A 25,401-nucleotide genomic window follows, 5' to 3' on the forward strand; every position below is an offset into this window, starting at 1 on the left:
GAGAAGCCGTCCAAATGGCCGCCCATTTTGCCGTCTCGTTCCAAGCCAACACCTCCGACGTTCATGCGCACGGAGATTGGCCCGTTCAGATCACCAGCGGCAGGAGGGGATCAGCGTCGCGCTTACCCATAATGTGTAAGATGTAGGACAGAAGTCCTAAAAAATCGTTTCCACATTGCATCTTTTGCGGGAATTGCCTGCATTTTTGCAGGCTGGACACGATAACGCACCGCCGCCACGGGCAGCGATGCGTTGCAGGCCTATTGGCGGGACCCGAAAGCCGGACCCGAAGGTCGGGCTTTGCGGGGCCGGTCAGTGCACGCTGACCGGGCTCAGCTCATTCTGGCGCGCCAGCAGAAAGGCGAGGTTGCGGTCCTTGACCAGCGCCAGACGTTCGCCGTCGATGCCATGCACGGCATAAAGCGCGTCCACGTCGGGCACCTGACGGCGCACCTCGTCGGGCAGGCTGTCCAGCGCGACGCGGCGGATATAGACGGTGTTGCCCGAAGCTTCCGGGCCGAAATCAAACTTTTCGTTCATTGCGATCCCCTTTCATTTGCGGCTGATCGGTATGGTCTGCACGATGCTGTCGGGAACCGAGCGGTGCAGGTCCACGTGCAGCAGGCCGTTCTGCAGTTCTGCGGCGACGACTTCGACGCCATCGGCCAGCACGAAGCTGCGCTGGAAGGCGCGGGCGGCGATACCCCGGTGCAGGAAGACCCGCTCGCTGTCGGTCTCGGCCTGCCGGCCGCGCACGACCAACTGCCGATCTTCCAGCGTGATGCTGAGATCCTCGTCCGAGAAACCCGCCACCGCCAGAGTGATCCGGAACCCGTCCGGGCCCAGATGTTCGATATTGTAGGGCGGATAGCCCTCGGCGCCTTTTGCAGCCCGCTCCGCCAGGCGTTCAAGCTGGTCAAAGCCCAGAAGGAACGGATGCGTGGCCAGCGAAATCTTGGTCATGTGCAGCCCTGTCATCGTCAAGCGACTGTTGCGGCAGATCCCGTGGCGGCGACCTGCCGTGCCCTCTATATGTGGAGGCGGCCCGGCTGAAACAAGGGGCGGCGCGCGGCCGGTCTGGCGTGCCTATCTGCGGCGCAGGCAGCGGCCCATGGCCTGACGCATGGCGGGCTGGGCCCCGTCCAGCGCAAAGCTGGCACTGCCCGCATCATCTTGCACTGTCAGGATTTTTCCCGAAAACATCGCCCGGATCAACGGCGAGCCCAACTGCGCCGGTGCGGTCCGGCGCGGCCCGTGCTGCATGAAGCGCAGCGCCTGCGGCTGGTCGTCGATGCGCAACCGCAGGTTTTCGACGCGGCCGGACATGCCCTCGATCACCAGCATGTCGGGGCCGCCACGCTGGCAAAGATAGGTCAGCCGGTGCGGCGGCTGCGTAATCCGGGCGAATTGCTGGCGCCCGTCATTGCCCTGACCCGCGCTCCATGCGGGGGCGGGGTCGGGCGTGGCGGTTTCGGCCTGCGGTTGGGGTGCGGTCTGGGCCGCGATCTGGGGGGCCGCGGCCAGCAGCGCCGCGCTAGCGGCCAGCGCGGCAAGGGGCAGGTGGGGCATGGCCTTTCCTCTCGGGATCGTTTGGGGGCAAGCTGCGCAAAGCCCGCGCGCGACGGCAAGGATATTTTCGCCCGCAGCCGGTCTCGGGCAGTTGTTAACCACTTCGGCCAAGGCCATTAACAGAATGCAAACACTCGGCTATAACAAGCCAAGTCCAGCCCGAGGCCCGACAGATGAATGCCCAATACGAGATGTCTCACGAGGAAATCGCCCGCGCCAAGCTGGAGGTGCTGCGCCGTGAGCACAGGGATCTGGACGAGGCGATCGCGGCGCTGGCCACGCAATCGCTGACCCATTCGTTGACGTTGCAGCGGCTGAAAAAGCAAAAGCTGGCGCTCAAGGATCGCATCGCCCGGATCGAGGACGAGTTGACGCCGGATATCATCGCCTGATTGCATCGCGCGGTCCTGCAAGATAGGGCAGGGCGCAAAAGGGGGCGTTTGATGGAAAAACCCGTCGGGATCATCATGGGCAGCCAGTCGGACTGGCCCACCATGCGCGAGGCCGCCGTCATTCTGGACGAGCTGGGCATCGGCTATGAGACGCGCATCGTCAGCGCGCATCGCACGCCGGACCGGCTGTGGGACTATGGCAAAAGCGCCGTATCGCGTGGGCTGAAGGTGATCATCGCCGGTGCGGGCGGGGCCGCGCATCTGCCGGGCATGATGGCCAGCAAGACGCGGGTGCCGGTGATCGGCGTTCCGGTGCAGACCAAGGCGCTGTCGGGGGTCGATTCGCTTTATTCCATCCTGCAGATGCCCAAGGGCTATCCTGTCGCCACCATGGCCATCGGCGCGGCGGGTGCGGCCAATGCCGGGCTGATGGCTGCGGGCATTCTGGCGATTTCCGACCCGGACCTGGCGGCGCGGCTGGATGCCTGGCGTCAGGCGCTGTCCGATTCCATTCCCGAGGAGCCGAAAGATGAGTGAACTGCCGCAAGGTTCGGTGATCGGCATTCTGGGCGGCGGGCAATTGGGGCGCATGCTCTCGGTCGCGGCCAGCCGGTTGGGCTATCGCACGCATATCTATGAGCCGGGCGCGGCGCCGGCGGGCGATGTGGCCCATGTCGTGACCACCGCCCCCTATGAGGACGAGGCGGCCCTGCGCGCCTTTGCCGAATCGGTCGATGTCATCACCTATGAGTTCGAGAACGTGCCGACCGCAGCGCTGGACCTTCTGGAATCGCTTCGGCCCATCCGCCCGAACCGCCGCGCGCTGGCCGTGTCGCAGGACCGGCTGACCGAGAAGGATTTCCTGACCGGCATCGGCCTGACCACCGCGCCCTATCGCAATGTCGAGACCGAGGCCGAGCTGCCCGCCGCCCTTGCGGCGCTGGGCGCGCCCGCGATCCTGAAGACCCGGCGCATGGGCTATGACGGCAAGGGCCAGATCCGCTTTGGCGACAAGGACCAGCGCGACTGGACCGGCGCGCCCTCGGTGCTGGAAGGATTCGTTAAGTTCTCGGCCGAGGTCAGCGTCATCGTGGCGCGCGGCGTCGATGGCCAGGTCTCGGCCTTTGATCCGGGCCTGAACGTGCACCGCGAGGGCATTTTGCGCACGACGACGGTGCCCTGCGGGCTGTCGCAGGCGCTGCTGACCGATGCCGTGCTGCTGGCCGCCAAGATCGTCAACGCGCTGGATTATGTCGGCGTGATGGGGGTCGAGCTGTTCGTGACGCCCAAGGGCCTGATCGTGAACGAGATCGCGCCGCGCGTCCACAACTCGGGCCACTGGACGCAGGCCGGTTGCGCGGTCGATCAGTTCGAGCAGCATATCCGCGCCGTCGCCGGTCTGCCCCTGGGCGATGGCCAGCGCTATGCCGATGTCGAGATGGAGAACCTGATCGGCGATGACGTGCTGCGTGTGCCCGAGTTGCTGAAACAGCCGCGCACGCAGGTCCATCTGTATGGCAAGGGCGCGCATCGCCCCGGCCGCAAGATGGGCCATATCAACCGTCTGCTGTAAGCGCGCGGGCCACCCGGTCGAATTCCTCGCGACTGCCGGGGATGCCCAGCCGGATCCAGCGCGGATGCCAGGGGAAGATCCGGCTCCAGATGCCGGCGCGGGCCAACTGGTCGCGCGCGGCTGGCGCATCGGGCGTGTCGTAAAGCCGGAACAGATGCGTGCCGCCGACCAGCGGCCACTGCGGGCCGACGATCTGGTCGAGATGCAGCGCGGCCTCGGAGAGCCAGGTGATCGTGGCCTCGTGCCAGTCCCGGTCGGCCAGCGCCAGCGCGCCGATTTCCAGCGCCGGGCCGCTGACTGACCATGGTCCCGCGCGCTCGGCCATGCGCGCCAGCAGATCGGGCGCGCCGATGGCAAAGCCCAGCCGCAGCCCGGCCAAGCCCCAGAACTTGCCGAATGACCGCAGCACCGTCACATTCGCCGGCCGGTCGGCTGCGACGGACAGATCGGGGCGCGCGTCGGCAAAGCTTTCGTCCACCACCAGATGCCCGACCGTGGCGGCGATCCCGGCGATTTCGGTCGGGGTAAAGCTGCGCCCGTCGGGGTTGTTGGGGTTGACGATCACCGCCAGATCGGCGCCGGCCAGCGCTGCCGGATCGGGCGTTTCGCGCAGGCTCCAGCCGGCGGCGGCAAGGCTGGCCGCATGTTCGTTATAGGTCGGCGACAGCACGGCGGCCTGCCGCCCCGGCAGCACATGCGGCACCAGCTGGATCGCCGCCGATGCCCCGGCCAGCGGCAGGATCTCGCTGCGCGACGTGCCGTAAAGCCGCGCCGCCGCCGCGATCAGCCGGGCGTTGTCCTGCGCCGTCGGCAGCGCGATCAGCGCATGCTCCGAAAGCTGTGGCGCCGGCCAGGGCCTGCGGTTGATTCCCGTCGAAAGGTCGATCCATTCCGCCGCGCCAAAGGCCCGCGCCGCGCTGTCCAGATCGCCGCCATGGTCGCGCATCCGCCCCTCCTGTCCCTGACCTGCGATGGCCGCCTTTCAAGCCTGCGCTGCGGCGGCGGTCAAGGGAATGCAGTTGCAGCGAAACCTGTGCGGGTAACGGAATTTTCTCTTTACACCCTCATGGAACCGGAACACGATATCTAGTAAGCACATTCCGGAAACTACGCCGGGTGTAGTCTTGGCCCACCAGATGCGGGGGGCTTGCCCTACTCTGGAAAGGCAGGGGGAACATGGCGCAGCTTGGTGACTTCATCCACAGTGACGAGATTCATCCCATCGACATCGTCGAGACGGTGGCGGCGCATCGCGACTGGGATTTCGACCGGCTGGCCGAGGATCAGATCGCCATGGCGGTCGAGGGGCAATGGCGTACCTATTCCCTGACCTTGGCGTGGTCGGGCCGCGAAGAGGTGCTGCGCCTGATCTGCACCTTTGACATGGACCCCCCGGCCGAGCGGCTGCCCGCGCTTTACGAGGTGCTGAACCTGGCCAATGATCAGGTCTGGGACGGCGGCTTTACTTTCTGGAGCCCGCAAAAGCTGATGGTCTGGCGCTATGGCCTGGTGCTGTCGGGCGAGGCGATCGCCAGCCCCGAACAGATCGACCAGATGATCCGCACCGCCATCGACAATTGCGAACGCTTCTACCCCTGTTTCCAGCTGGCGTGCTGGGGCGATGCCTCGCCCGAGGCCGCAATGGACATCGCCATGTCCGAGGCTTACGGTCGCGCCTGATCTTTCGGGACGGGATAGCGGGATACCATGGACTTTTCGGATGTGAATGCGCGCGGGCTGGTTCTGGTCGGCTGTGGCCGCATGGGCGGGGCGCTGCTGGACGGCTGGCTGAAGAACGGGCTGACGGCCAGCGCCGTGCAGGTGATCGAGCCCCATCCCCGGCCGGAGCTGGCGGGTTTCGGCGTTTCGGTCAATGGCGCGCTGCCTGCGGATCCCGCCGTGCTGGTCATCGCCGTCAAGCCGCAGATGATGGCCGAGGTGCTGCCGCGCCTGTCGGTGGGGCCTGATACGCTGGTGGTCTCGGTCGCGGCCGGGGTCACGATTGCGTCCTATGAGGCGGCCTTTCCCGCCGCGCCGATCGTGCGCGCCATGCCCAACACCCCCGCCGCCATCGGGCAGGGCATCACCGCCATCATCGGCAATGCCAAGGCCGGCGCCGCGCAGCTGGATCTGGCCGAGGCGCTGATGGCCGCCGTGGGCCGCGTCGTGCGCCTGCAGGACGAAGGGCAGATGGATGCGGTCACGGCGCTGTCGGGCTCGGGGCCGGCCTATGTGTTCCACCTGATCGAGGCCATGGCTGCTGCCGGTGTGGCCGAGGGGCTGGCCCCCGATCTGGCGCTGGCGCTGGCGCGGGCCACGGTGGCCGGGGCCGGGGCGCTGGCGGTCTCGGGCGATGAGGATCCGGCCCGGCTGCGCGAAAACGTGACCTCGCCGGGCGGCACCACCGCCGCCGGGCTTGCGGTGCTGATGGATGCCGGGACCGGCCTGCCGCCGCTGATGCGCGCCACCATCGCCGCCGCCGCCGCGCGCAGCCGCGAGCTGGGCAAGTGATCAGCTACGAGGATTTCGAAAAGGTCGATATCCGTATCGGCCGCATCATCCGCGCCGAGCCCTTCCCCGAGGCGCGCAAGCCCGCGATCAAGCTGTGGCTGGATTTCGGCCCCGAGATTGGCGAACGCAGGTCCTCGGCGCAGATCACGGCGCATTACGCGCCCGAGACGCTGATCGGCAAGCAGGTGCTGGCGGTGGTCAACTTCCCGCCGCGCCAGATCGGCCCGGTGCGATCCGAGGTGCTGGTGCTGGGCCTGCCGGATGCCACGGGGCAGGTGGTGCTGATCACCCCCGACCAGCAGGTGCCCGAGGGAGGAAAACTGTTTTGAAGAAACTTCTGGTGACCCGGCCGATGACGGCCGCAACCGAGGCCGCGCTGCGCGAGCGCTTTGACGTGACCATTCTGGAGCGCACGCAGGGGCTCAGCTGCGATGAGGCAGCGCAGGCGATGCGCGACCATGATGCGGTGATGCCGACGCTGGGCGACCGCTTTGGCGCCGAGGCCTTTCGGGGCGCGCTGCGCTGCAAGGTGATCGCGAATTTCGGTGCGGGCTTCAACCATATCGACGTGGCCGCCGCTGCCGCAGCGGGCATCCCGGTGAGCAATACCCCCGACGCGGTGACCGAGGCCACGGCCGATATCGCGCTGACCCTGATCCTGATGACCGCGCGCCGTGCCGGCGAGGGCGAGCGGCTGTTGCGGCGCGGCGACTGGATCGGCTGGCAGCCGACGCAGCTTCTGGGCCGTCATGTCTCGGGCAAGACGGTGGGCATCATTGGCATGGGCCGCATCGGCAAGGCCATCGCCCGGCGCTGCCATTTTGGCTTTGGCATGGATGTGGTGTTTCACAACCGCTCGACCGTTTCGGCGCTGGACCTGCCGGCGCGGCAATTGGCCAGTCTGGACGAGCTGCTGGCCACGGCCGATTTCGCCGTGGTGGCGGTGCCGGGCGGCGCGCATACCCGCCATATGATCGGCGCGGCCGAGCTGGGCCGGCTGGGCCGCGATGGCATCCTGATCAACATCGCCCGGGGCGACATCATCGATGAGGCGGCGCTGGTCGAGGCGCTGCAACAGGGCCGCATCGCCGGCGCCGGGCTGGACGTCTATGAACATGAGCCGCGCGTCTCGCCGGGGCTGCTGGAGCTGGAAAACGTCACGCTGCTGCCGCATCTGGGCACCGCCGCCGAGGAGGTCCGCACCGAGATGGGGCTGCGTGCCCTGCGCAACCTGCAGGCATGGGCCGAGGGGCGCTCCTTGCCCGACCGGGTGAACTGAGCCTGAATTGACCGCGTGAACCGGCCCGGTGGCGGGCCGGGTGCCGCTATTCCGCCGCCATCGGCATCTGGTCCAGCCCGGTGATACCGGTGATCCCGGCGCGGGCAAAGCGGGCGCAGGCATGGCCTGCAAGGTGGATCAGCCGGCCGGCGCTGATCGTCGCCTCGATCTGGCCGGTCATGCGCGACACCACGATCAGGTCGGCGCGGCAGCCCAGATCCAGCCGACCGCGATCGGCCAGACGCATGATCTCGGCCGGGCGCTCGGACAGCAGCGGCCAAAGCTGCGGCAGGCCCGCAAGGTCGGGCCCGGCCAGATCCAGCACCAGAGGCAGCAGGCGCTGCGGCGCCCCGCCCGACACCAGCGCATCGCCCAGCCGGCTGCGCAGCAGGTCGCGCAGCCGATCCTCTTGCGCGGCGGGCAGCAGCACCGGATCACCCATGGCGCGGGCGGCGGCGGCGGCGGAAAAGCCGCCGGGGCAGGCGGCAAGACTGGCACCGATCATCGAATGCATCTCGCGCGTGATGCCGCAGGGATCGCCGATGCTGCCATAGCGGGCGCCGATGTCCTCGAAACATTCGGCCAACCGACACAGGTGGCGCGGCCGTTCGCGCCGGCTGCGCGCGGCCTGATCCAGCAGGTGCTGCAACATGGCGGCGCTCATGCCCTGCGCGGCGGCGGCCTCGGGCAATGCCTGCGGCGCCTGACGCAGCCGTTCCTCCAGCGCGTCGGCGCGGTTTTCCAGATAGACCAGTTCGGGGCGCAGGTTGCGGCACAGCGCGACCAGCGCGTCGGTGCAATCGCTGCGGCTGCTTTCAATGCGCAGGCCGGGGCGCAGGTCCGGCCGCAGATCGGGCGCCTGCGCCAGCGCATGCAGGAATGCCTGCGCGGCTGCCGGCGGCTCGTTGCTTTCGGGCCATGACCACAGAGGCGCCAGCCATGCCGTGGTGATGCCGGCCCGCGCCGCTGTGGCCGCAGCCTCGCGCAGCCGCGAGGCCGGCGTGCCGGCCGAGGGCGGCAGGAACAGCAGATCGATGATGCCGGGCAGAATCAGATAGCCTTCCAGATCGACCGCCGGCAGCGGGCCCTTGCCGATGCGGCCGCGCTGAATCGCGACCGAGCGTTGGCGCAGAGCGCCGTCGCGCAGGATGGTGGCGCCAGTCAGGCGGATCGGGGGCAGGTCGGTCATAGCGGGCCTCGGCCGGATTTGCGGGCATTATGGCTGTGCGGTGTGAAAACCGCATGACATGGGGGCGGGGCTTGACGCTGACCCGCCGACTGCGCAGTTTGCGCCACAACAGGCCAGACGGAGAGAATCCGATGCTCTATGCTTATGTCAGCACCGGTGCCGGTCTGTCGCCCATTCCCAGCGATGCCGAGCTGACCTCGGCCATCTGGATCGACCTGTATCGGCCGCTGGATTCGCAGGTCGCCTCGGTCACGGCCATGGGCTACGAGATCCCGACGCTGGCCGACATGGAAGAGATCGAGATCTCGAACCGGCTTTATACCGACAATGGCACGCTTTACATGACGGCGGTGCTGCCGGGGCAATTGCCCGACGGCGAACATGCCGCGATGCCGGTGACCTTCATCCTGAACCAGCAGCGGCTGGTCACCGTGCGCCACCATGCGCCGCGCCCCTTTGAGACCTTTTCCGTCCGCGCCGACCGCTCTTCGGCCGGTTGTTCCAGCCCCGAGCGGGTGTTTCTGGGGCTGGTCGAGGAAATCGTCGGCCGGCTTGCCGATATTTCCGAGGCGGTGGGCAAGGTGCTTGATGCCACCGCCGGGCGGGTGCTGGGGGTGCAGGCGCCCGATGACGACGACCTCAAGACCGCGCTGGTCACCATCGGCCATCAGGCCGAGCTGATGGGCCGGGTGCGGATGGGGCTTTTGTCGATGGACCGCATCCTTGTCTATCAGGCCGCGGGTTCCGCACAGCGGGCCGAGTCGGGCAGCACCCGTTCGCTGCGCGCCGCGACCCAGCGCGATATTCAGGCGCTGGAGGTGCATGCCGATTTCCTGACCTCGCGCATCGGCATGACCATCGACGCCACCATGGGCATGATCGGGTTGCAGCAGAACGAAAGGGTGCGGATCCTGTCGGTGATCACCGCGCTGTTCCTGCCGCCAACGCTGATCACCAGCTTTTACGGCATGAACTTCGACGTGTTCCCGACCACGCATTGGAACATGGGGCTGGGGCTGGCCGCCGGGCTGATGGTCAGTTCCGTGATCGGGGTGCTGATCCTGCTGAAGATCAAGAACTGGCTTTAACTGTCGCCTGCAAGACATTGATTAGTCGGCTATCTGACCCAGAAGCGGGATTTCCTCGATCTGGTGGAAACGCCCCTCGGCATCCTCGCCGACCAAAGCGACGGCCTTGACCGCCATCGGCTGGGCCAGCAGCGGCGCCAGCGGGGCCTGCAAGGCCTGACACAGCGCCTTCGCGTCCTCGGCCGCCAGCTGACCTGACAGCGTCAGGTGATACTGAAACAGCTCCAGCACATGGGGATAGCCCCAGTGATCCAGATGCCGGCGCGCCGGTTCGGGCAGCAGGTCGGGGCGGCGGCGGTCGCGTTCCTCGGGGCTGAGCGGCGCGCGCAGATCGTCGAGCCGCGTCACCAGCGCCTGCTCCAGCGCCTGCAACTGCGGTGGCTGCTGTCGCGGGCGCAGCGCGACAAAGCCATAATCGCGCGCCAGTTCCAGTTGCAGGTCAAAGGGCGTCAGATGGTCGCAGACCAGCCGCGCCCGCCGCGCCACGTCCTGCACCTCATGGCCGGGCGCCAGCCGGAACGGCGCCTTCAGCGTGGCGTGAAAGCCGTAGCGCATCGGCACGGCGGTCAGGGTCTCGGCCTCGTCGGGCAGATGCGGCAGCTCGGGTCGGGGCAGGGTCGCGCCGCGCCGGGCGTCCCAGCCCAGCCAGGCCGCGCCGAATGCGCCCAGGGGCCCGTCGGGCAGGTGGTAAAGCGCGAGGCGGCGAAACGGCATGGCGGGCTCCTTGCATGGACCGCGCGGGTGCCGATCCGAAAACGCCGGTGGCTGGCTTGCCCCGGCGCGACGCCAAGTCTAGGACTCGGATCAGCGCTGCTCAACCGGATGATGTCAGATGAAATCGACGCTCGGCTATCTGTCCTGGGCCTTTGCCGTTACTGTCCTTGGACTGGCCCTGGCGGGCTGGGTCGGCTGGGAATACACCGGCAGCGGGCAGGGGATCCTGTCCTTCGTGATGATCGCGGCGGTGCTGGCAGTGCTGGAAATCTCGCTCAGCTTCGACAATGCGATCGTCAACGCGCAGATCCTGAAACAGATGACGCCGAAATGGCAGCGCCGTTTCCTGACATGGGGCATCCTCATCGCGGTCTTTGGCATGCGGGTGCTGTTTCCGCTGCTGGTCGTGGTTATCGCTGCCCGTCTTGGCCCGGTCGAGGCGCTGCGTCTGGCCGCGACCCGGCCGCAGGACTATGCCGAGATCATCCACAGGGCGCATCTGCCCATCGCGGGCTTTGGCGGCGCCTTTCTGATGCTGGTGGCGCTGAACTATTTCTTTGATCAGGGCAAGGACGTCGACTGGATCAAATGGATCGAGGAGGCGCTGCGCAAGCTGGGCGAGATCCGGGGCATCGAGATCGGGCTGGTGCTGCTGTGCATGATGATCATCCTGCGCTTTCTGCCCGATCAAAGCGATCCCGCCTTTGCCATCTCGGCGATCTGGGGGATCCTTGCCTATCTGGGCGTCGATGCGCTGGGGCATGTGCTGGACCGCTGGGGCGGTGCGCCGTCGCAGGGCGATCTGGCGCGGGCGGGGCTGGGCGCGTTCCTTTACCTTGAAATCCTTGATGCCTCGTTCAGCTTTGACGGGGTGATCGGGGCCTTTGCGCTGACGCAGAACCTGTTTCTGATCGCCATCGGGCTGGGCATCGGCGCGATGTATGTGCGTTCGATGACGGTGATGCTGGTCGACAAGGGCACGCTGGCGCAGTTCCGCTATCTGGAGCACGGCGCCTTCTGGTCGATCCTGACGCTGTCGATCCTGATGTTCGTGCAGACGCTGCGGCCGGTGCCGGAATATGTCACCGGGCTTCTGGGCGCCTGTTTCATTGCGGTGGCCTTTGTCAACTCGCTGAGCTGGCGCCGCCGCCATCCCGACAAGACCTGAGCGGGCCTTCGGGCGCCCCGGCAAGGGGGCGCCCAAGGCCTTGCCTCAATGCGCCAGCGGGCGCGTCGCCAGTTCCAGCCAGTCGCGGGTCGGGCCGTCCAGCAGCGGGCCGATCTCGGCGCGGACGCGGGCGTGATAGGCGTCAAGCCACGCAACCTCATCGGCGCCAAGCAGGGTGGTGTCGATCAGCCGCCGGTCGATCGGCGCCAGCGTCAGCGTCTCAAAGCCCAGCATCTGCCGGCCGTCGCTGCTGTCGACCGGGGTGACCACGATCAGGTTTTCAATGCGGATGCCAAAAGCACCCTCGCGGTAATAGCCGGGCTCGTTCGACAGGATCATGCCGGGCTGCAAGGCGATCTTGGACACGCGCGAGATGCGCACCGGACCTTCGTGCACGGAAAGGCCGGCACCGACGCCATGGCCGGTGCCGTGATCGTAATCCATGCCCTCGGACCACAGCGGCGCGCGGGCCAGCGCATCCAGATGGCAGCCGGCGACGCCGCGCGGGAACTGCACCCGCGACAGCGCGATCATGCCTTGCAGCACGCGGGTATAGGGGCGCTTCGCCGCCTCGGGGATCGGCCCCATGGGCAGGGTGCGGGTGATGTCGGTGGTGCCGTCGCCATATTGCGCGCCCGAATCGACCAGCAGCACCTGACCCGGCAGGATGCGCAGGTTGCTGGCCTGCGAGACGCGGTAATGCGGGATCGCCGCATGCGGCCCGGTGGCCGAGATGGTGTCGAAGCTGATGTCGAGGATGCCTTCATCGCGGCGCAGCGCCTCCAGCTTTTGCGCCACGTCGATCTCGGTCAGGGGCTCACCGTCCAGATCGGCGGCGCGCTGGTCCAGCCAGCACAAAAGCCGCGTCACCGCCACGCCATCGCGCAGATGCGCGGCACGCATGCCGGCGATTTCGGCGGGGTTCTTGCAGGCCTTGGGCATGATGACCGGATCGGCGCCCTCGGCAATGTCGGTGCCCATGCTTTCCACCAGCCGGAACACGGCATCGGGGGCGCTGGCCGGATCGACCAGCACCGGACCGGAAAGATTGGTCAGCGCCACGCCAAAGGCCTCGACCGGCAGCACCGTTACCTCATTGCCAAGTGCCGTCCGCACCTCGGCGCCGAATTTCTGCGGATCGGCAAAGACGGCGGTGCGACCGTCCTCTTCGATGATGGCAAAGCTTTGCACCACCGGATTCTTTGGCACATCCGCGCCCCGGATGTTCAGCAGCCAGCTGATCGAATCGGGCAGGGTCAGCACGGCGGCGTGGTTATCGCCCGCGCGCAGCAGCCCGGCGATGCGGGCGCGTTTCTGGGCGGCGGTCTCGCCGGCGACGGCATCGGGCCACAGCCGGACCGGACCCAGCGGCGGCTCGGGCTGGTCTGGCCAGATCGCGTCGATCGGATTGTGTTCGACCGGGACCAGCGCGATGCCCGAACCGCTCAGCCCCTTTTCCATCTCGCGGATTTCGCGGCGCGTGTGCAGCCAGGGGTCATAGCCCATGCGCCCGCCTTCGGGCAGGGCCTCGGCCAGCCAGGCCGAGGGGCGCACCTCGGGCCATGGCACCGGGGTAAAGGCTGCGGGGTCGACCTCGGCCTTGACCTGCACCCGGTAGCGGCCATCGATGAACACGCCGGCGCGGTCGGGGGTGACGATGCAAAAGCCGGCGCTGCCGGTAAAGCCGGTCAGCCAGGCCAGCCGTGCGTCGCGGGCGGCGACATATTCGCCCTGATGCGCATCGGCGCGCGGCACCAGAAACCCATCCAGCCCGCGCCCGGCCAATTCGCGCCGCAGGGCGTCCAGCCGAGGAGGATGCAGGGCGGGGTTGGACTGGCTGTCATAGGTCTGGAACATGGGCTTTCCTGTCATCGCTGGCCGCGCGGGCGCGGATCGGATCTGTCATATCGCCGCGGCCGGGCATGGCCAAGCGTGACGCCGTGGCGCGATTGGGGGCAGGGCGATGCGGGTGGCGCCAGCCGCCCCCGGGGCAAGGTCAGCCGGCGCGGCGCTGGGTCATGGCGCGGGCGCGTTTGCGCGGGTCGGATTCGAACAGCGCGGCCAGCTGTTCGGTCATGGCGCCGCCCAGCTGTTCGGCATCGGTGATCGTCACCGCGCGCTGGTAATAGCGCGTCACGTCATGGCCGATGCCGATGGCCAACAGCTCGACCTGCTTTTTCTTTTCGATCATGGCGATCACGTCGCGCAGGTGCTTTTCAAGGAAGTTCGCCGGGTTCACCGACAGCGTGCTGTCATCGACCGGGGCGCCGTCGGAAATCACCATCATGATGCGGCGCTGTTCGGGGCGGCGCACCAGACGGCGATGCGCCCATTCCAGCGCCTCGCCGTCGATGTTTTCCTTGAGCAGCCCCTCTTTCATCATCAGGCCAAGGTTCGGGCGCACCCGGCGCCATGGCGCGTCGGCGGCCTTGTAGATGATATGGCGCAGGTCGTTCAGCCGGCCCGGCTGGGCGGGGCGACCATCGGCCAGCCATTTTTCGCGGCTCTGGCCACCCTTCCATGCCCGGGTGGTAAAGCCAAGGATTTCGACCTTGACCTGCGAGCGTTCCAGCGTGCGCGCCAGCACATCGGCGCAGATCGCGGCAATGCTGATCGGGCGACCCCGCATCGAGCCCGAGTTGTCCAGAAGCAGCGTCACCACCGTGTCGCGGAACTCGGTGTCCTTTTCGACCTTGAAGGACAGCGGCGTCGTCGGGTTCGCGACCACGCGGGCCAAGCGCCCGGCGTCCAGAACGCCCTCTTCCTTGTCGAATTCCCAGCTGCGGCTTTGCTGCGCCTGCAGGCGGCGCTGCAGCTTGTTGGCCAGCCGCGACACCGCGCCGCGCAGCGGTTCCAGCTGCTTGTCCAGATAGGCGCGCAGACGTTCCAGCTCGGCCGGGTCGGCCAGATCCTCGGCGCGGATCTCTTCGTCGAAATCCTGCGTAAAGACCTTGTATTCGGGGCTCGCCTCGCTGACGGGGGGCGGGATGTCGGGCGGGCTTTCGGCCTCGGACATCTCGGCCTCGTCGGCCATTTCATCGTCGGACTGGTCGTCCATGCTGACCTGGGCCTGACGCTCGTCCTGGGTCTGCTCCTGGCTGCGCTCGGGGCTCGCCTCGGCCTCCTCGTCCTGATCCTGATCGTTGGACTGGTCGCTGCCGGCGTCCTCATCCTGTTCGGCGTTGTCGTCGGCATCGTCCTCTTGCGGCTCGTCCGGGTCTTCGCCCAGCTGGTCGCCATAGCCCAGATCCGAGATCACCTTGCGCGCCAGCCGCGCAAAGGCGGCCTGATCGGTCAGCACCTCGCCGACCTGCTCCAGATCGGCGCCGGCCTGTTCTTCGATGAAGGGCCGCCACAATTCGGCGACATGCTGCGCCGCGGCCGGCAACGCCCGTCCCGAGGCCGCCTGCCGCACCAGATAGCCCGCCGCCACCGCCAGCGGCGCGTCGGCTGCGGCCTTGATCTGGCCATAGCCCTTGCGCTCGGCCTCATGGCCCAGCTTGGCGTCGATATTGGACAAAGCCCCCGGCATGTCGCGCGCGCCAAGCGCCTCGCAGCGGGCGGTTTCCATCGCCTCGTAAAGATCGCGCGCCATCGGGCCTGCGGGCGCATAGCGCGCATGGGTGGCCGCGTCATGGTGACGCAGCTTCATCGCCAACGCATCGGCGGTGCCACGGGCCAGCAGCACCTCGTCGCGGGTCAGGCGGCGGCTGACCTGCGGCAGGCGCATGGTATCGCCCGAAACGCCCGAGGGGTCGGCGCTGAAGGTCACGTTCAGCTCGTGTTCCTGCGCCATGGCGCGGGTGGCCTCGGTCAGGGCTTTCTTGAACGGATCGGCGGGGTTGTCAGATTTCTTCATGGCAATCACCATAGAGCACCGGCAGGCGGTCGCGGCAAGGGCAAGATGGGGCGGGCGGGCCTAACCAAAGACCGACCATTCCATGTGCTGGGCCAGCCGCTCGGCGGCATGGCTGCCCATCTGGGAATTGCCATAGCCGTTCAGCCCCGGCGACCAGATCGCGATCGAGGCCCGGCCGGGCGCGATCAGCAGGATGCCGCCGCCGACGCCGCTTTTGCCCGGCAGGCCGACATGAAAGGCGAAATCGCCCGAGGCGTCGTAATGGCCGCAGCTCATCATCAGCGCGTTCAGCCGCCGCGCCTTGGCCGGCGTCATCATCTGTGGCGCGCCCGGCAGGCCGGCGATGCAGCGCCCGACGCGGGCCAGCTGCACGCAGGTCATCTCGATGGCGCATTGGTGGAAATAGGTGCCCAGCACGTGATCGACCGGGTGCTTCAGATTGCCAAAGCTCTTGAGGTAATTCGCCAGCGCGATATTGCGAAACCCGGTCGCCGCCTCCGAGGCCGCGACATGCTTGTCGATATGGATGTCGCTGTCGCCCGCCGCCGCTGACAGAAAGGCAATGATTTCGGACAGGGCATCGCGCGGGCTGCGGCCGGTCAGCAGTTCGTCGGTGGTGACGATGGCGCCGGCATTGATGAAGGGATTGCGCGGCCGGCCCTTTTCCTGCTCCAGCAGCAGGATGGAATCGAAGCGCGACCCCGAGGGCTCGCGTCCGACGCGCGTCCAGATCTGTTCGCCGATCCGGCCCAGCACGCAGGCCAGCGAGAATACCTTGGAGATCGACTGGATCGAAAAGCGTTTCTGCGCATCGCCGGCCTGATGCAGGCTGCCATCGGCAAGGCAGACAGCGATGCCGAATTGCGCCGGGTCGATACGGGCCAGTTCGGGGATGTAATCCGCGACCTTGCCCCAATCCGCGCGGGCGCGGATCTCTTGGTCCAACCGGGCGAGAAAGCTGGACAGGTCTGGCGTCATGATGGGCTCGGTGTGGGGGTAAGGGATCAGGGTTGCGGCGTCGCGCCTGTCACTGTCCGGCGGCGAGGCGTTCCGCAAGGGGCGCTGTAGCGTGGTGCGGCTTCATCGGCCATGGCATCGGCGGTGTCACGGGGCAGGCGCATGGCAACGCCCGAGACGCCCGAGGGATCGGCGCTGAAGGTCACGTTCAGCTCTTGAGCCTCGGCCATGGCGCGGGTGGCTTCGGTCAGGGCCTTCTTGAACGGATCGGCGGGGTTGTCGGGTTTTTTCATGGCTTTACTAGGCATCCTGGAAGTTTCCGAAGAAGGTCAGATTTCAACGGCTGTTAGCATGAAAAAGATGCCGAGCACACGCTCGGCATCTGTAAGCGCCTTCTCGCCAAGCAGACAAAAAGTCTGTGTCGGCGAAACGTCCTAATCAGAGCCCACGAGAAGCAGCGACGACGCCACCAGCAACTAATGCAACAGTGGAAGCCGCCGCCACCACTGTAACGATTGGCGCTGCCGCAACGCCAAGTGCCGGCGCACCAATCGTCCCTGCGAGGTAAAGACCTGCACGAGTAGCGATAAACTTGCCGGCAGAATGCTTGACAGCAGCAATCCCGGCCGTCTTGAGCGCTGCTGTTCCAGCACCACCGGCAAGTGCTGTGGCAGCAGTTTTCTTAGCGGCGGAGAACATGATCGTCGACGGCTTCAACATAACATCACCATTTGTTAACGTTTTAGTTGTGAAGGCTTGTCACACCAGCTTTTCAAGTCATCGCCGCGGTCTTTTAGACCGCCGCCCGCATCACCCCGCCTTGACCGCCGCGCTTTCCGGCAGTTCCTCGTCGAACAGGCGCTGATAGAACTCGGCCACGGTCTGGCGCTCCAGCTCGTCGCATTTGTTCAGGAAGGTCAGGCGGAAGGCATAGCCGATATTGTCGCCAAAGATGCGCGCGTTCTGCGCCCAGGCGATCACCGTGCGCGGCGACATGACCGTGGACAGGTCGCCCTGCATGAAGGCGGTGCGGGTCAGATCGGCCAGCGTGACCATCTGGTTGATGATCTTGCGGCCCTTTTCGGTGTTGTAGGTCGGGTTCTTGGCCAGCACGATCGCCGCCTCGGCGTCATGCGACAGATAGTTCAGCGTCGAGACCAGCGACCAGCGGTCCATCTGGCCTTGGTTGATCTGCTGCGTGCCGTGATAAAGGCCGGTCGTGTCGCCCAGACCGACGGTGTTCGCGGTCGCGAACAGGCGGAAACAGGGATTCGGCGTGATGACTTCGTTCTGGTCCAGCAGGGTCAGCTTGCCATCGGCCTCCAGCACGCGCTGGATCACGAACATCACGTCGGCGCGGCCCGCATCGTATTCGTCGAAGACGATGGCGGTCGGGTTGCGCAGCGCCCAGGGCAGGATGCCTTCGTGGAACACCGTGACCTGCTTGCCGTCAACGAGCTTGATCGCGTCCTTGCCGATCAGGTCGATCCGGCTGACGTGGCTGTCAAGGTTCACCCGCACGCAGGGCCAGTTCAGCCGGGCGGCGACCTGTTCGATATGGGTCGATTTGCCGGTGCCGTGATAGCCCTGGATCATCACCCGGCGGTTATAGGCAAAGCCCGCAAGGATCGCCATCGTGGTGTCGGGATCGAATTTGTAGGTCGGGTCGATCTCGGGCACGCGGTCGGTGCGCTCGGCAAAGCCCTTGACCTTCATGTCGGAGTCCAGACCGAACACCTCGCGCAGGTCGATCTCTTCGGTGGGTTTTGCGTTCACGTCCAGCATCTCGGGCCCTTTCCTCGCATCGGGCATTGATCGCGCATTCCCCGTTCCGGCGCAAGCACCGGGCCCGGCAAATCTGGCCGCGTCGCCGTGCCGCAGGGCGGGGTATCGTCGCGCGCCTGCGCAGGCGGGGGCCGAACCAAGCTTGCCCTCGGCGCGTTCCTTGCGCAGAACTCGGATCACATGCCCGTGACGCCTGATGCGCCGCAGGGCTCCGATGCAGATGAGGGACGGATGAGCGGATTGCTGGCCTTGCTGGACGATGTGGCGGGGATCGCCAAGATTGCGGCGGCCTCGGTGGATGACGTGGCGGGGCAGGCGGTCAAGGCCGGAGCCAAGGCTGCGGGCGCGGTGATCGACGATGCCGCGGTGACGCCGAAATATGTGCATGGCTTTTCCGCCGCGCGCGAACTGCCCATCGTGCTGAAGATCGCGCGCGGCTCGCTGATCAACAAGCTGGTGATCCTGCTGCCCATCGCGCTGTTGCTGTCGGCATTCGCGCCGTGGCTGATCTCGCCGCTTTTGATGCTGGGCGGCGCCTATCTGTGTTTCGAGGGCGCCGAAAAGGTCGCCCATGCGCTTTCCAGCCACAAGGTCAATGAGCCGGTGCTGACCGTCACCCCGGCGGGCACAGCGGGGCTGGAGGAAGAGCGCGTGCGCGGCGCGATCAAGACCGATTTCATCCTCTCGGCCGAGATCATGACCATCGCGCTGGCCGCGATCCCGGATGGCGACTCGATCTGGACCGAGGCGCTGATCCTTGCCGTGGTCGGCATCGGCATCACCGTGGCCGTCTATGGATTCGTCGCGCTGATCGTCAAGGCCGACGATTTCGGCCTGCATCTGGCCGAGCGCGGCGGCGCGCTGGCCGGGCTGGGGCGGGGGATCGTGCATGTCATGCCCGGTTTCATGAAGCTGCTGACCGTGGTCGGCACCGCCGCGATGATCTGGGTCGGCGGCCAGATCGTCGTGCATGGCCTGCACGAGCTGGGCCAGCATCAGCCCTATGAATGGGTGCGCGCGACCTCGCAGGCGGCGGCCGAGGCGCTGCCGGCGGCACCGGGTCTGGCGGAATGGGCCAGCACGGCGTTCTTCGACGGCATCCTTGGGCTTGTGCTGGGCATGGTGCTGATCCCGGTGGCGCAGCACGTCGTCTCGCCGGTGATCGCCGGGATCAAGGGGCTGTTCGGCGCGCGGGTGTGACACCTGCGCCATTGCCCTTTTTGCGCCCCGCGCCTATCTGGGCTGGCATACCAGATCTGGGGAGCTTTCCATGCCCGTTCCCGCCGCCGCCAGCACCGCTCTGGCCGAGCTTCTTGGCGACCGCTATTCCGAGGCGCTGTCCGAACGCGAATTGCACGGCCAGTCCGAGACCTTTCACCGCGCGCCGCCGCCCGATGCCGTGGTCTGGCCGGTCTCGACCGCCGAGGTTTCGGCGATCATGGCGATCTGTCACCGCCACCACGTCCCGGTGATCGGCTGGGGCACCGGCACCTCGCTTGAAGGACACGCGCTGGCCACGCATGGCGGTGTGGTCATGGACATGATGCGCATGGACCGCGTGCTGGAGGTGCGGGCCGAGGACATGCAGGTCTCGGTCCAGCCCGGCGTGACGCGCGAGGCGCTGAACCTAGAGCTGCGCGCCACCGGCCTGTTCTTTCCGGTCGATCCCGGCGCGAATGCCAGCCTTGGCGGCATGGCCTCGACGCGGGCCAGCGGCACCACGGCGGTGCGCTATGGCACCATGCGCGACAATGTGCTGGCGCTTGAGGTGGTGCTGGCCGATGGCCGCATCATCCGCACCGGCACGCGCGCGGCGAAATCCTCGGCCGGCTATGACCTGACCGGGCTATTCGTCGGCGCCGAGGGCACGCTGGGCATCATCACCGAACTGACCCTGCGCCTGCACGGCCAGCCCGAGGAAGTCGCCGCCGCCGTCTGCGCCTTTCCGACGCTGGATGCGGCGGTGGAATGCGTCACCGCCACCATCCAGTCGGGCATCCCGATGGCGCGCATCGAATTCGTCGATGCCGATGCCGCCCGCGCCTTCAACCGGTTCTCGGGCAGCCAGCTGCGCGAACAGCCGCATCTGATGGTCGAATTCAACGGCTCGCCCGTCTCGGTCAAGGAGGACGTGCAGCGCTTTGGCGAGCTGGCGACCGAATTCGGCGGCGAGGGCTTTGACTGGGCCACCACGCCCGAGGAACGCGCCGCGCTGTGGCGGATGCGCCATGGCGCCTATCGTGCCTGTCTGGCGCTGCGGCCGGGGGCGACGGCGGTGGTGACGGATATCTGCGTGCCGATGTCGCATCTGCCGGCGGCGGTGGCGGCCGCGGCCGAGGATATTCATGGCGAGGGGCTTCTGGGTCCGATGGTCGGCCATGTCGGTGACGGCAATTTCCATTCGCAACTGCTGGTGATGCCGGGCGATGAGGCCGAGCTGGCTGCCGCCAAGCGCGTCGCCGGCCGTATGGCCGAACGCGCGCTGGCCGTCGGCGGCACCATCACCGGCGAACATGGCGTGGGTCTGGGCAAGCGCCCGCTGATGCGCGCCCAGCATGGCGAGGCGATCGGCGTCATGGCCGCGATCAAGGCGGCGCTGGACCCCGAAAACATCATGAACCCCGGCAAGATGCTGCCCGAGGCGAACTGAACCCTTGGGGGCGGGGCGGCGGCGCCCGGCCCCTTGCCCGCGCGTCCGGGGGGATGGGCCCGGATCCTGCGCGAAAGCGGCCTTGGCAGCATCGACATGACCGAATCCGGGGGAGAGAAAGAATGGACATCAGCCCGAGGCAGGAAAGCCCTGCCGCGCAACTGCGGCCGGCGGCCTATACGCTGGAAGTGACTGGCAAGGACATCGCGCAGGTCGAGGCGGCCCGCGCCGTCATCCCGCCCGGCACGCCGATCAACATCGCCTTTCTGGGCAATGAGGACCATGCGCAGCGCGTCAATGCCGCCCGCACCATCCGGCGCTGCGGCTTCGAGCCGGTGCCGATCATCTCGTCGCGCCGCCTGCGGTCGCGCGAGGATGGCGATGCGCTGTTGCAGGCCCTGATCGCCGAGGCGGCACCGCAGCGCTTCATCCTTGTTGGCGGCGATCCGTCGTCGCCTGCCGGGCCCTTTCAGGATTCGCTGGCCCTGATGCAAAGCGGCATCGTGCAGCGTCATGGCATCCGCCGTGTCGGCATCGTCGCCTATCCCGAGGGCCATCCCAAGATCGCGCCCGAGGAATTGTGGCGCGCGCTGATCTGGAAGGTCGGCTTCCTGCGCGACATGGGCTGCTCGGTCGAGATCACCACCCAGTTCGGCTTTGATGCCGAGGCGATCCTGGCCTGGCTGCAACGGTTGCGCGCCGAGGGCATCGACGTTCCCGTGCGCATCGGCGTGCCCGGCCCGGCCAGCGTCGGCAAGCTGCTGCGCTTTGCCAGACAGTTCGGCGTCGTCACCTCGGCCGAGATCGCGCGCCGCTATGGGCTGTCGCTGACCAACCTGTTGCAGCGCGTCGGGCCCGAGCGCTTTTTCGACCGGCTGGCCGCGGGGCTCGCGGTGCAGGATCTGGGTCAGGTCCGGCTGCACCTCTATCCCTTTGGCGGGTTCGATGACGGCATCCAATGGATCAACGCCCGCCTGACCGGGGCCGGCGCCGAGGTCTTTGGGCGCCATTAGGCGGCCTGATCCGGCGGGGCCTATCTGGCGCCATGCGTGGCCATCTGCCGGCGGGCCTGCGCCAGCACTTCGTGAATGGCCGCGACCACCGCTTGCGGCTGTTCCAGCGGGATGTCATGGCCGCTGTCGACCCAGACCCGGCTTGCGCCGGGGTTCAGGCGCAGGATGTCGATGCGCTTGGCATTGGCGTCGCGCGCCAGCGCCGAGGTCTCGGCCATCGGCTTTTGGGCCGAGAGCACGATCACCGGCTTGCCCCGCAGCGGCGGCAGTGCCAGCAGCTCGGCGCCGGTGGCGGGCAGGGCGACCAGTTCCTGCTTGGCCGCGTCCGAGGTGATGGCGTCAAAGGCGACATTGGCCCATGCCGGCCAGTTGTCGCGCCCGCCCGCGCCCTGCATCTGCAGGGGATGGGTGGAATCGACCAGCACCAGACCGGCGACCTCATCGGGGTGGCGGCGGGCGTAAAGCTGCATGTAAAGCCCGCCCAGCGAATGGCCGACCAGCACATAGGGCGGCGCGATGCCGCTGGCGCGCAGGTTCTGGCGCAGCTCCTCGACGATGTGATTGCCGTCGCGGGGTGTCGAGGCCACATCGCTGTCGCCGGTGCCGGCGCGGTTATAGGCATAGATGCGGGTTTCGCGGGCGACCTCGGGAAAGACCTTGGCCCACCAGTCCAGCCGCGCGCCAAGGCCGTTTTCCAGCACCACCGCAGGTGCGCCCTGACCGGCAAGCGCATATTCCACGCGCCTGTCGCCGATGCGCGCGATCCGGGCGCCGCCGATATGCGCGCAGGCGGCAAGCCCTGACACAATCAGGACAAGGATGACGGCGAGGCCAGCCTGTCGGCGCGGGAATGTCGTTGCATGGTCGGACATCTGTTCCCCTTTGGCCGGTGCCCTGTCGCGCGGTTGCGCGCAGATGCGGCGGCTGCCGGCCCAAGCTAGCCCGCCCCCGCCCCGAGGCGAAAGCGGGGCCGGCGCACCGGTGCGCGGGTTCCCGTTCCCGACCGCAATCCGGCCCTAGCGCGCCAGACCGGCACGGATCGCGGCGGCATAGGTTCGCCCGACCCGCGCCTCGGACCCGTCCGACAGGACCGCGATCAGGGCAGAGAACGGTGCCGGCCTGAAGCGCAGGATGGCGTCGCGGCGCAGGATCGTGCTGCGGTGGATGCGGATGAATTCGGCCGGGTCCAGCCGCCGCTCCAGCGAGGCCAGATTTTCCTGATAGAGATAATCGGCCCCGGCGACATGGATGCGCACATAGTCGCGCTCGGCCTGAAAGCGCAGCACCGTCTCGGGGGCGAGACGCAGATATTCGCCTTGCGACCTGACCCAGAATTCGGCGCCCCGCTGGTCGCGGCGGTTCAGCGCCCGCTTCAGCGCGGCGATAGTCTCGTGCAGTTCGGCGATGCGGTCATCCTGCGCGCGCGCGGCGGCGGCTTGGCGGGCCCGCGCCATCGCCAGATGGAAGCGCGCGGGCTCGATCGGCTTGGTGACGTAATCGACCGCGCTTGCCTCGAAGGCGCGCAGGGCGTGGTGATCGAAGGCGGTGACAAAGACCACTGCCGGCGGCGCATGGGCCAGCCGTTCCAGCACCTGAAAGCCGGTGCCGCCGGGCATCTGGATGTCCAGAAGCAGGATGTCGGGGCGCAGCGTTTCGGCCTGATCGCAGGCCTGCGGCAGATCGCCAGCCTCGTCGATGCGGCCGATCCAGTCCATCCGTGCCAGCATCCGCATCAGCCGGCGGCGGGCCAGCGGCTCGTCATCGACGACAAGGACCGACAGCGGCGTCATGCCAGCCACCATGGCAGGTCGATAGCGGCCAGATAACGTCCCGAGGCGATGCGGCCCGCAGAAAACCGCCCCGCGCCCTGAAACCGCGCCTGCAGCCGTTCGGCCACATTGCGCAGGCCCAGCCCCATACCTTCGGGCCGGCTATCGCCGGCGTCGGGCGGCATGTCGTTTTCGATGCTGAGATGCAGCCGGTCGCCATCGCGGCGGGCGCGCAGCACGATCTCGACCTTGCCGGTGGTGGCGCCGACGCCATGCTTGACCGCATTCTCGATCAGCGGCTGCAGGATCAGACTGGGCACCAGCGCGCCCCGCACCTCGGCGGGCATGTCGATGCGGAAGGCCATCCGGTCCGAAAAGCGCAGATGCTCGATCTGCAGATAATCCTGTTGTAATGCCACCTCATCGGCCAGCGCCAGATCCTGCATCGGGTCCAGCGACAGCGTGCTGCGCAGAAACCCCGACAGCGACAGCACCATGCGCTCGGCCTGCGCGGTCGCGCCCTCTTCGATCAGCCCGGCGATCGAGTTGAGCGTGTTGAACAGGAAATGCGGGTTCACCTGATAGCGCAGGGCGCGCATCTGTGCCGACAGCGCCTCTTCGCGGGCGGCGGACAGGCGGCGGCCGCGCTCATGCAGTTCAAAGCTGTAGATCAGGCTGATGAACAGGCAGGACCAGCCAAAGAACAGCGCCGCCGCCAGTGCGGTGTCGGCGATGAAACCGTCCCAGCCCCGGCCCGTCAGCTGCGGCAGCGGATGCAGGGCCTGAAGGGCCTGGCCGAAGCCCGCCCAAAGCGGCGCCGCCGCCAGCGCGATCAGGAACGAGGCCACGACAAAGACCGGCAGCGCGCTTTCCGACGGTCCCCGGCGCACCGCCCAGCCGTTCAGCCGCAACAGGACCAGCGAGATCAGGCTGGTCAGGCCCCAGCCCGCGCCATAGCGCAGGAATTTCACCGCGATATAGGCGGCATGACTGGCAAGTCCCGGCGCCGCATCGGCCCTGAGCGCATAGAGCACCGCCGAGGACAGAAAGGCGCCGCCCCAATAGATCAAGCCAAAGCGCAGCTGCGCCTGCCGGATCGAGCAATCAGCCGATTGGGTGGTCACGATGGTCCTCTTGCCTTGTGCGGGCGCGGCTTCAGCATAGGGCCTGCCGGCGGGTCGGGAAATGGCGGATGGCTGCATGGGGCAGGGCAGATGCCGTTCGTCCCCCGGGCGCAGCCATTGGCAGATTTGTCGCGCCCTTGGCCGGGGCGTCCTTGCCGCTGGCAGGTTTGCGGATGCCGTCGCGGCGGGGGCTGCATTAACCTGCCCGGCATAGACAAGGGCGGGCCATCGCAATGCGATGCGGTGGCCGGCAAAGGACAGGGGGCCGAAAACCGATGCTTTATCTGGCCATCGAAACCGATGACATCGGCGTTCTGGCCGTGATCCGCGCCGCCCTGCCGCAGGGCAGTCGGCTGCATGTCGGGCGTGTTCCGGGCCGGGTGCCAGAGGCCGGGCTGACGGCGCGGCAGCGCCAGATCCTCGGCTGTCTGGCCGAGGGCCTGTCGAACAAGGAAATCGGCCGCAAGCTGTCGCTGTCGCATTTCACCGTCCGCAACCATGTCTCGGCGGTCATGCGCCTGCTGGACGCCTCGACCCGGCAAGAGATCGTGGCCCGGATGGCAGAGGCAGCGCCCGACCCCGGCACAGATGATGCGGAGGCAGGGTCGTGACCGGCATGGCGTTTGATCGCGCAGCGGCGAGCCCTTGTCAGCCGCGGGCGCGGCACCGGTGCATCGGCTCCTGAGCGGCCCCGGCGCACCGGTGCGCCCCGGCCGATTGCCGCCTTGCTCGCCCGCGCCGTAACAGCGCTGCACCGGCCG

At 67.4% G+C, this 25,401-nt stretch carries 27 protein-coding genes and 1 pseudogene; 13 read left to right on the top strand and 15 right to left on the bottom strand.

The window, feature by feature from the left end; translation table 11 throughout:
- Positions 1-312 precede the first annotated feature (312 nt).
- The 3 genes from GL279_RS13590 to GL279_RS13600 all read right to left on the bottom strand — a co-directional run bounded on the left by GL279_RS13590 (position 313) and on the right by GL279_RS13600 (position 1,569).
- Positions 313-540: a DUF1150 family protein gene (locus GL279_RS13590; protein WP_155065188.1), complete on the bottom strand. Its 228-nt coding sequence runs from the start codon at positions 538-540 to the stop codon at positions 313-315.
- A 12-nt stretch (positions 541-552) separates the two neighbouring features.
- Positions 553-963 (bottom strand): Hsp20 family protein, encoded by a 411-nt coding sequence (locus tag GL279_RS13595; RefSeq protein ID WP_155065189.1) that lies wholly within the window; start codon positions 961-963, stop codon positions 553-555.
- Positions 964-1,086: 123 nt separating this feature from the next.
- Positions 1,087-1,569 carry a hypothetical protein gene (locus GL279_RS13600; protein WP_155065190.1) on the bottom strand — a complete coding sequence of 161 codons (483 nt, stop codon included), beginning with the start codon at positions 1,567-1,569 and terminating at the stop codon, positions 1,087-1,089.
- Positions 1,570-1,742: 173 nt separating this feature from the next.
- Here GL279_RS13600 and GL279_RS13605 point away from each other — a divergent pair, with 173 nt between their 5' ends.
- Genes GL279_RS13605 through GL279_RS13615 form a run of 3 tightly spaced genes read left to right on the top strand, consistent with a single transcriptional unit; the run spans position 1,743 to position 3,534 of the window.
- On the top strand, positions 1,743-1,961 hold the full coding sequence (locus GL279_RS13605) for a YdcH family protein (protein ID WP_155065191.1): 219 nt from the start codon (positions 1,743-1,745) through the stop codon (positions 1,959-1,961).
- A 51-nt stretch (positions 1,962-2,012) separates the two neighbouring features.
- Positions 2,013-2,498 (top strand): 5-(carboxyamino)imidazole ribonucleotide mutase, encoded by a 486-nt coding sequence (purE, locus tag GL279_RS13610; protein ID WP_425495608.1) that lies wholly within the window; start codon positions 2,013-2,015, stop codon positions 2,496-2,498.
- The gene (locus GL279_RS13615) at positions 2,491-3,534 is read left to right on the top strand and encodes a 5-(carboxyamino)imidazole ribonucleotide synthase (protein ID WP_155065193.1); all 1,044 of its coding nucleotides are present in this window, start codon (positions 2,491-2,493) and stop codon (positions 3,532-3,534) included. The genes purE and GL279_RS13615 overlap by 8 nt, the downstream gene beginning before the upstream one ends.
- On the opposite strand, the gene cobD is transcribed toward GL279_RS13615, so the two are convergent.
- Positions 3,518-4,480, bottom strand: coding sequence for a threonine-phosphate decarboxylase CobD (gene cobD, locus GL279_RS13620; protein ID WP_155065194.1), 963 nt, complete (start codon positions 4,478-4,480; stop codon positions 3,518-3,520). The two genes, GL279_RS13615 and cobD, sit on opposite strands and share 17 nt — an antisense overlap.
- Before the next feature lie 230 nt (positions 4,481-4,710).
- On the opposite strand from cobD, the gene GL279_RS13625 reads away from it, so the two are divergent.
- The 4 genes from GL279_RS13625 to GL279_RS13640 are packed head-to-tail and all read left to right on the top strand — an operon-like array spanning position 4,711 to position 7,324.
- On the top strand, positions 4,711-5,214 hold the full coding sequence (locus GL279_RS13625) for a type III secretion system chaperone family protein (protein ID WP_155065195.1): 504 nt from the start codon (positions 4,711-4,713) through the stop codon (positions 5,212-5,214).
- A 27-nt stretch (positions 5,215-5,241) separates the two neighbouring features.
- Positions 5,242-6,045, top strand: a complete 804-nt coding sequence (gene proC / locus GL279_RS13630) for a pyrroline-5-carboxylate reductase (RefSeq protein WP_155065196.1) — start codon at positions 5,242-5,244, stop codon at positions 6,043-6,045.
- Entirely contained in the window at positions 6,042-6,374 is a 333-nt protein-coding gene (locus GL279_RS13635; protein WP_343039816.1) for a tRNA-binding protein, read from the top strand. The genes proC and GL279_RS13635 overlap by 4 nt, the downstream gene beginning before the upstream one ends.
- Positions 6,371-7,324, top strand: coding sequence for a 2-hydroxyacid dehydrogenase (locus GL279_RS13640; protein ID WP_281348982.1), 954 nt, complete (start codon positions 6,371-6,373; stop codon positions 7,322-7,324). Before GL279_RS13635 ends, GL279_RS13640 begins: the two co-directional genes overlap by 4 nt.
- 46 nt (positions 7,325-7,370) lie before the next feature.
- On the opposite strand, the gene GL279_RS13645 is transcribed toward GL279_RS13640, so the two are convergent.
- Entirely contained in the window at positions 7,371-8,513 is a 1,143-nt protein-coding gene (locus GL279_RS13645) for an amidohydrolase family protein (protein WP_155065197.1), read from the bottom strand.
- A gap of 131 nt (positions 8,514-8,644) precedes the next feature.
- On the opposite strand from GL279_RS13645, the gene GL279_RS13650 reads away from it, so the two are divergent.
- Entirely contained in the window at positions 8,645-9,601 is a 957-nt protein-coding gene (locus GL279_RS13650; RefSeq protein ID WP_155065198.1) for a CorA family divalent cation transporter, read from the top strand.
- Positions 9,602-9,622: 21 nt separating this feature from the next.
- Here the strand turns inward: GL279_RS13650 and GL279_RS13655 are convergent, their stop codons facing one another.
- Complete coding sequence (locus GL279_RS13655; protein ID WP_155065199.1) at positions 9,623-10,315, bottom strand: DUF1045 domain-containing protein; 693 nt, start codon at positions 10,313-10,315, stop codon at positions 9,623-9,625.
- Between the two features lie 118 nt (positions 10,316-10,433).
- Between GL279_RS13655 and GL279_RS13660 the strand changes: the two genes are divergently transcribed.
- Entirely contained in the window at positions 10,434-11,483 is a 1,050-nt protein-coding gene (locus GL279_RS13660) for a DUF475 domain-containing protein (protein ID WP_155065200.1), read from the top strand.
- A gap of 45 nt (positions 11,484-11,528) precedes the next feature.
- On the opposite strand, the gene GL279_RS13665 is transcribed toward GL279_RS13660, so the two are convergent.
- The 6 genes and pseudogenes from GL279_RS13665 to cobS form a co-directional block, all read right to left on the bottom strand.
- Complete coding sequence (locus GL279_RS13665; protein WP_155065201.1) at positions 11,529-13,340, bottom strand: aminopeptidase P family protein; 1,812 nt, start codon at positions 13,338-13,340, stop codon at positions 11,529-11,531.
- A 139-nt stretch (positions 13,341-13,479) separates the two neighbouring features.
- The gene (gene cobT, locus GL279_RS13670; RefSeq protein ID WP_155065202.1) at positions 13,480-15,342 is read right to left on the bottom strand and encodes a cobaltochelatase subunit CobT; all 1,863 of its coding nucleotides are present in this window, start codon (positions 15,340-15,342) and stop codon (positions 13,480-13,482) included.
- A gap of 60 nt (positions 15,343-15,402) precedes the next feature.
- Entirely contained in the window at positions 15,403-16,320 is a 918-nt protein-coding gene (locus tag GL279_RS13675) for a glutaminase (protein ID WP_155065203.1), read from the bottom strand.
- Positions 16,321-16,427: 107 nt separating this feature from the next.
- Positions 16,428-16,592 (bottom strand): annotated as a pseudogene (locus GL279_RS13680) (hypothetical protein); the annotation flags it as partial.
- Positions 16,593-16,737: 145 nt separating this feature from the next.
- Positions 16,738-17,019, bottom strand: a complete 282-nt coding sequence (locus GL279_RS13685; RefSeq protein WP_155065205.1) for a hypothetical protein — start codon at positions 17,017-17,019, stop codon at positions 16,738-16,740.
- Between the two features lie 90 nt (positions 17,020-17,109).
- The gene (gene cobS / locus GL279_RS13690; protein ID WP_155065206.1) at positions 17,110-18,084 is read right to left on the bottom strand and encodes a cobaltochelatase subunit CobS; all 975 of its coding nucleotides are present in this window, start codon (positions 18,082-18,084) and stop codon (positions 17,110-17,112) included.
- A gap of 231 nt (positions 18,085-18,315) precedes the next feature.
- Here cobS and GL279_RS13695 point away from each other — a divergent pair, with 231 nt between their 5' ends.
- The 3 genes from GL279_RS13695 to GL279_RS13705 all read left to right on the top strand — a co-directional run bounded on the left by GL279_RS13695 (position 18,316) and on the right by GL279_RS13705 (position 21,747).
- The gene (locus GL279_RS13695; protein ID WP_155065207.1) at positions 18,316-19,284 is read left to right on the top strand and encodes a DUF808 domain-containing protein; all 969 of its coding nucleotides are present in this window, start codon (positions 18,316-18,318) and stop codon (positions 19,282-19,284) included.
- Positions 19,285-19,354: 70 nt separating this feature from the next.
- A complete protein-coding gene (locus GL279_RS13700; RefSeq protein ID WP_155065208.1) occupies positions 19,355-20,734 on the top strand; it encodes an FAD-binding oxidoreductase in 1,380 nt (459 codons plus the stop codon).
- 122 nt (positions 20,735-20,856) lie between these two features.
- Positions 20,857-21,747 (top strand): methylenetetrahydrofolate reductase, encoded by an 891-nt coding sequence (locus GL279_RS13705; protein ID WP_155065209.1) that lies wholly within the window; start codon positions 20,857-20,859, stop codon positions 21,745-21,747.
- A 20-nt stretch (positions 21,748-21,767) separates the two neighbouring features.
- On the opposite strand, the gene GL279_RS13710 is transcribed toward GL279_RS13705, so the two are convergent.
- The 3 genes from GL279_RS13710 to GL279_RS19675 form a co-directional block, all read right to left on the bottom strand.
- Positions 21,768-22,619, bottom strand: coding sequence for an alpha/beta fold hydrolase (locus GL279_RS13710; RefSeq protein WP_155065210.1), 852 nt, complete (start codon positions 22,617-22,619; stop codon positions 21,768-21,770).
- A gap of 144 nt (positions 22,620-22,763) precedes the next feature.
- On the bottom strand, positions 22,764-23,537 hold the full coding sequence (locus GL279_RS13715; RefSeq protein WP_155065211.1) for a LytR/AlgR family response regulator transcription factor: 774 nt from the start codon (positions 23,535-23,537) through the stop codon (positions 22,764-22,766).
- Positions 23,534-24,640: a sensor histidine kinase gene (locus GL279_RS19675; RefSeq protein WP_211371318.1), complete on the bottom strand. Its 1,107-nt coding sequence runs from the start codon at positions 24,638-24,640 to the stop codon at positions 23,534-23,536. The genes GL279_RS13715 and GL279_RS19675 overlap by 4 nt, the downstream gene beginning before the upstream one ends.
- Before the next feature lie 275 nt (positions 24,641-24,915).
- On the opposite strand from GL279_RS19675, the gene GL279_RS13725 reads away from it, so the two are divergent.
- Positions 24,916-25,251 (top strand): helix-turn-helix domain-containing protein, encoded by a 336-nt coding sequence (locus GL279_RS13725; protein WP_211371319.1) that lies wholly within the window; start codon positions 24,916-24,918, stop codon positions 25,249-25,251.
- Positions 25,252-25,401 lie beyond the last annotated feature (150 nt).

This window comes from Paracoccus limosus (assembly GCF_009711185.1).
Classification (GTDB): domain Bacteria; phylum Pseudomonadota; class Alphaproteobacteria; order Rhodobacterales; family Rhodobacteraceae; genus Paracoccus; species Paracoccus limosus.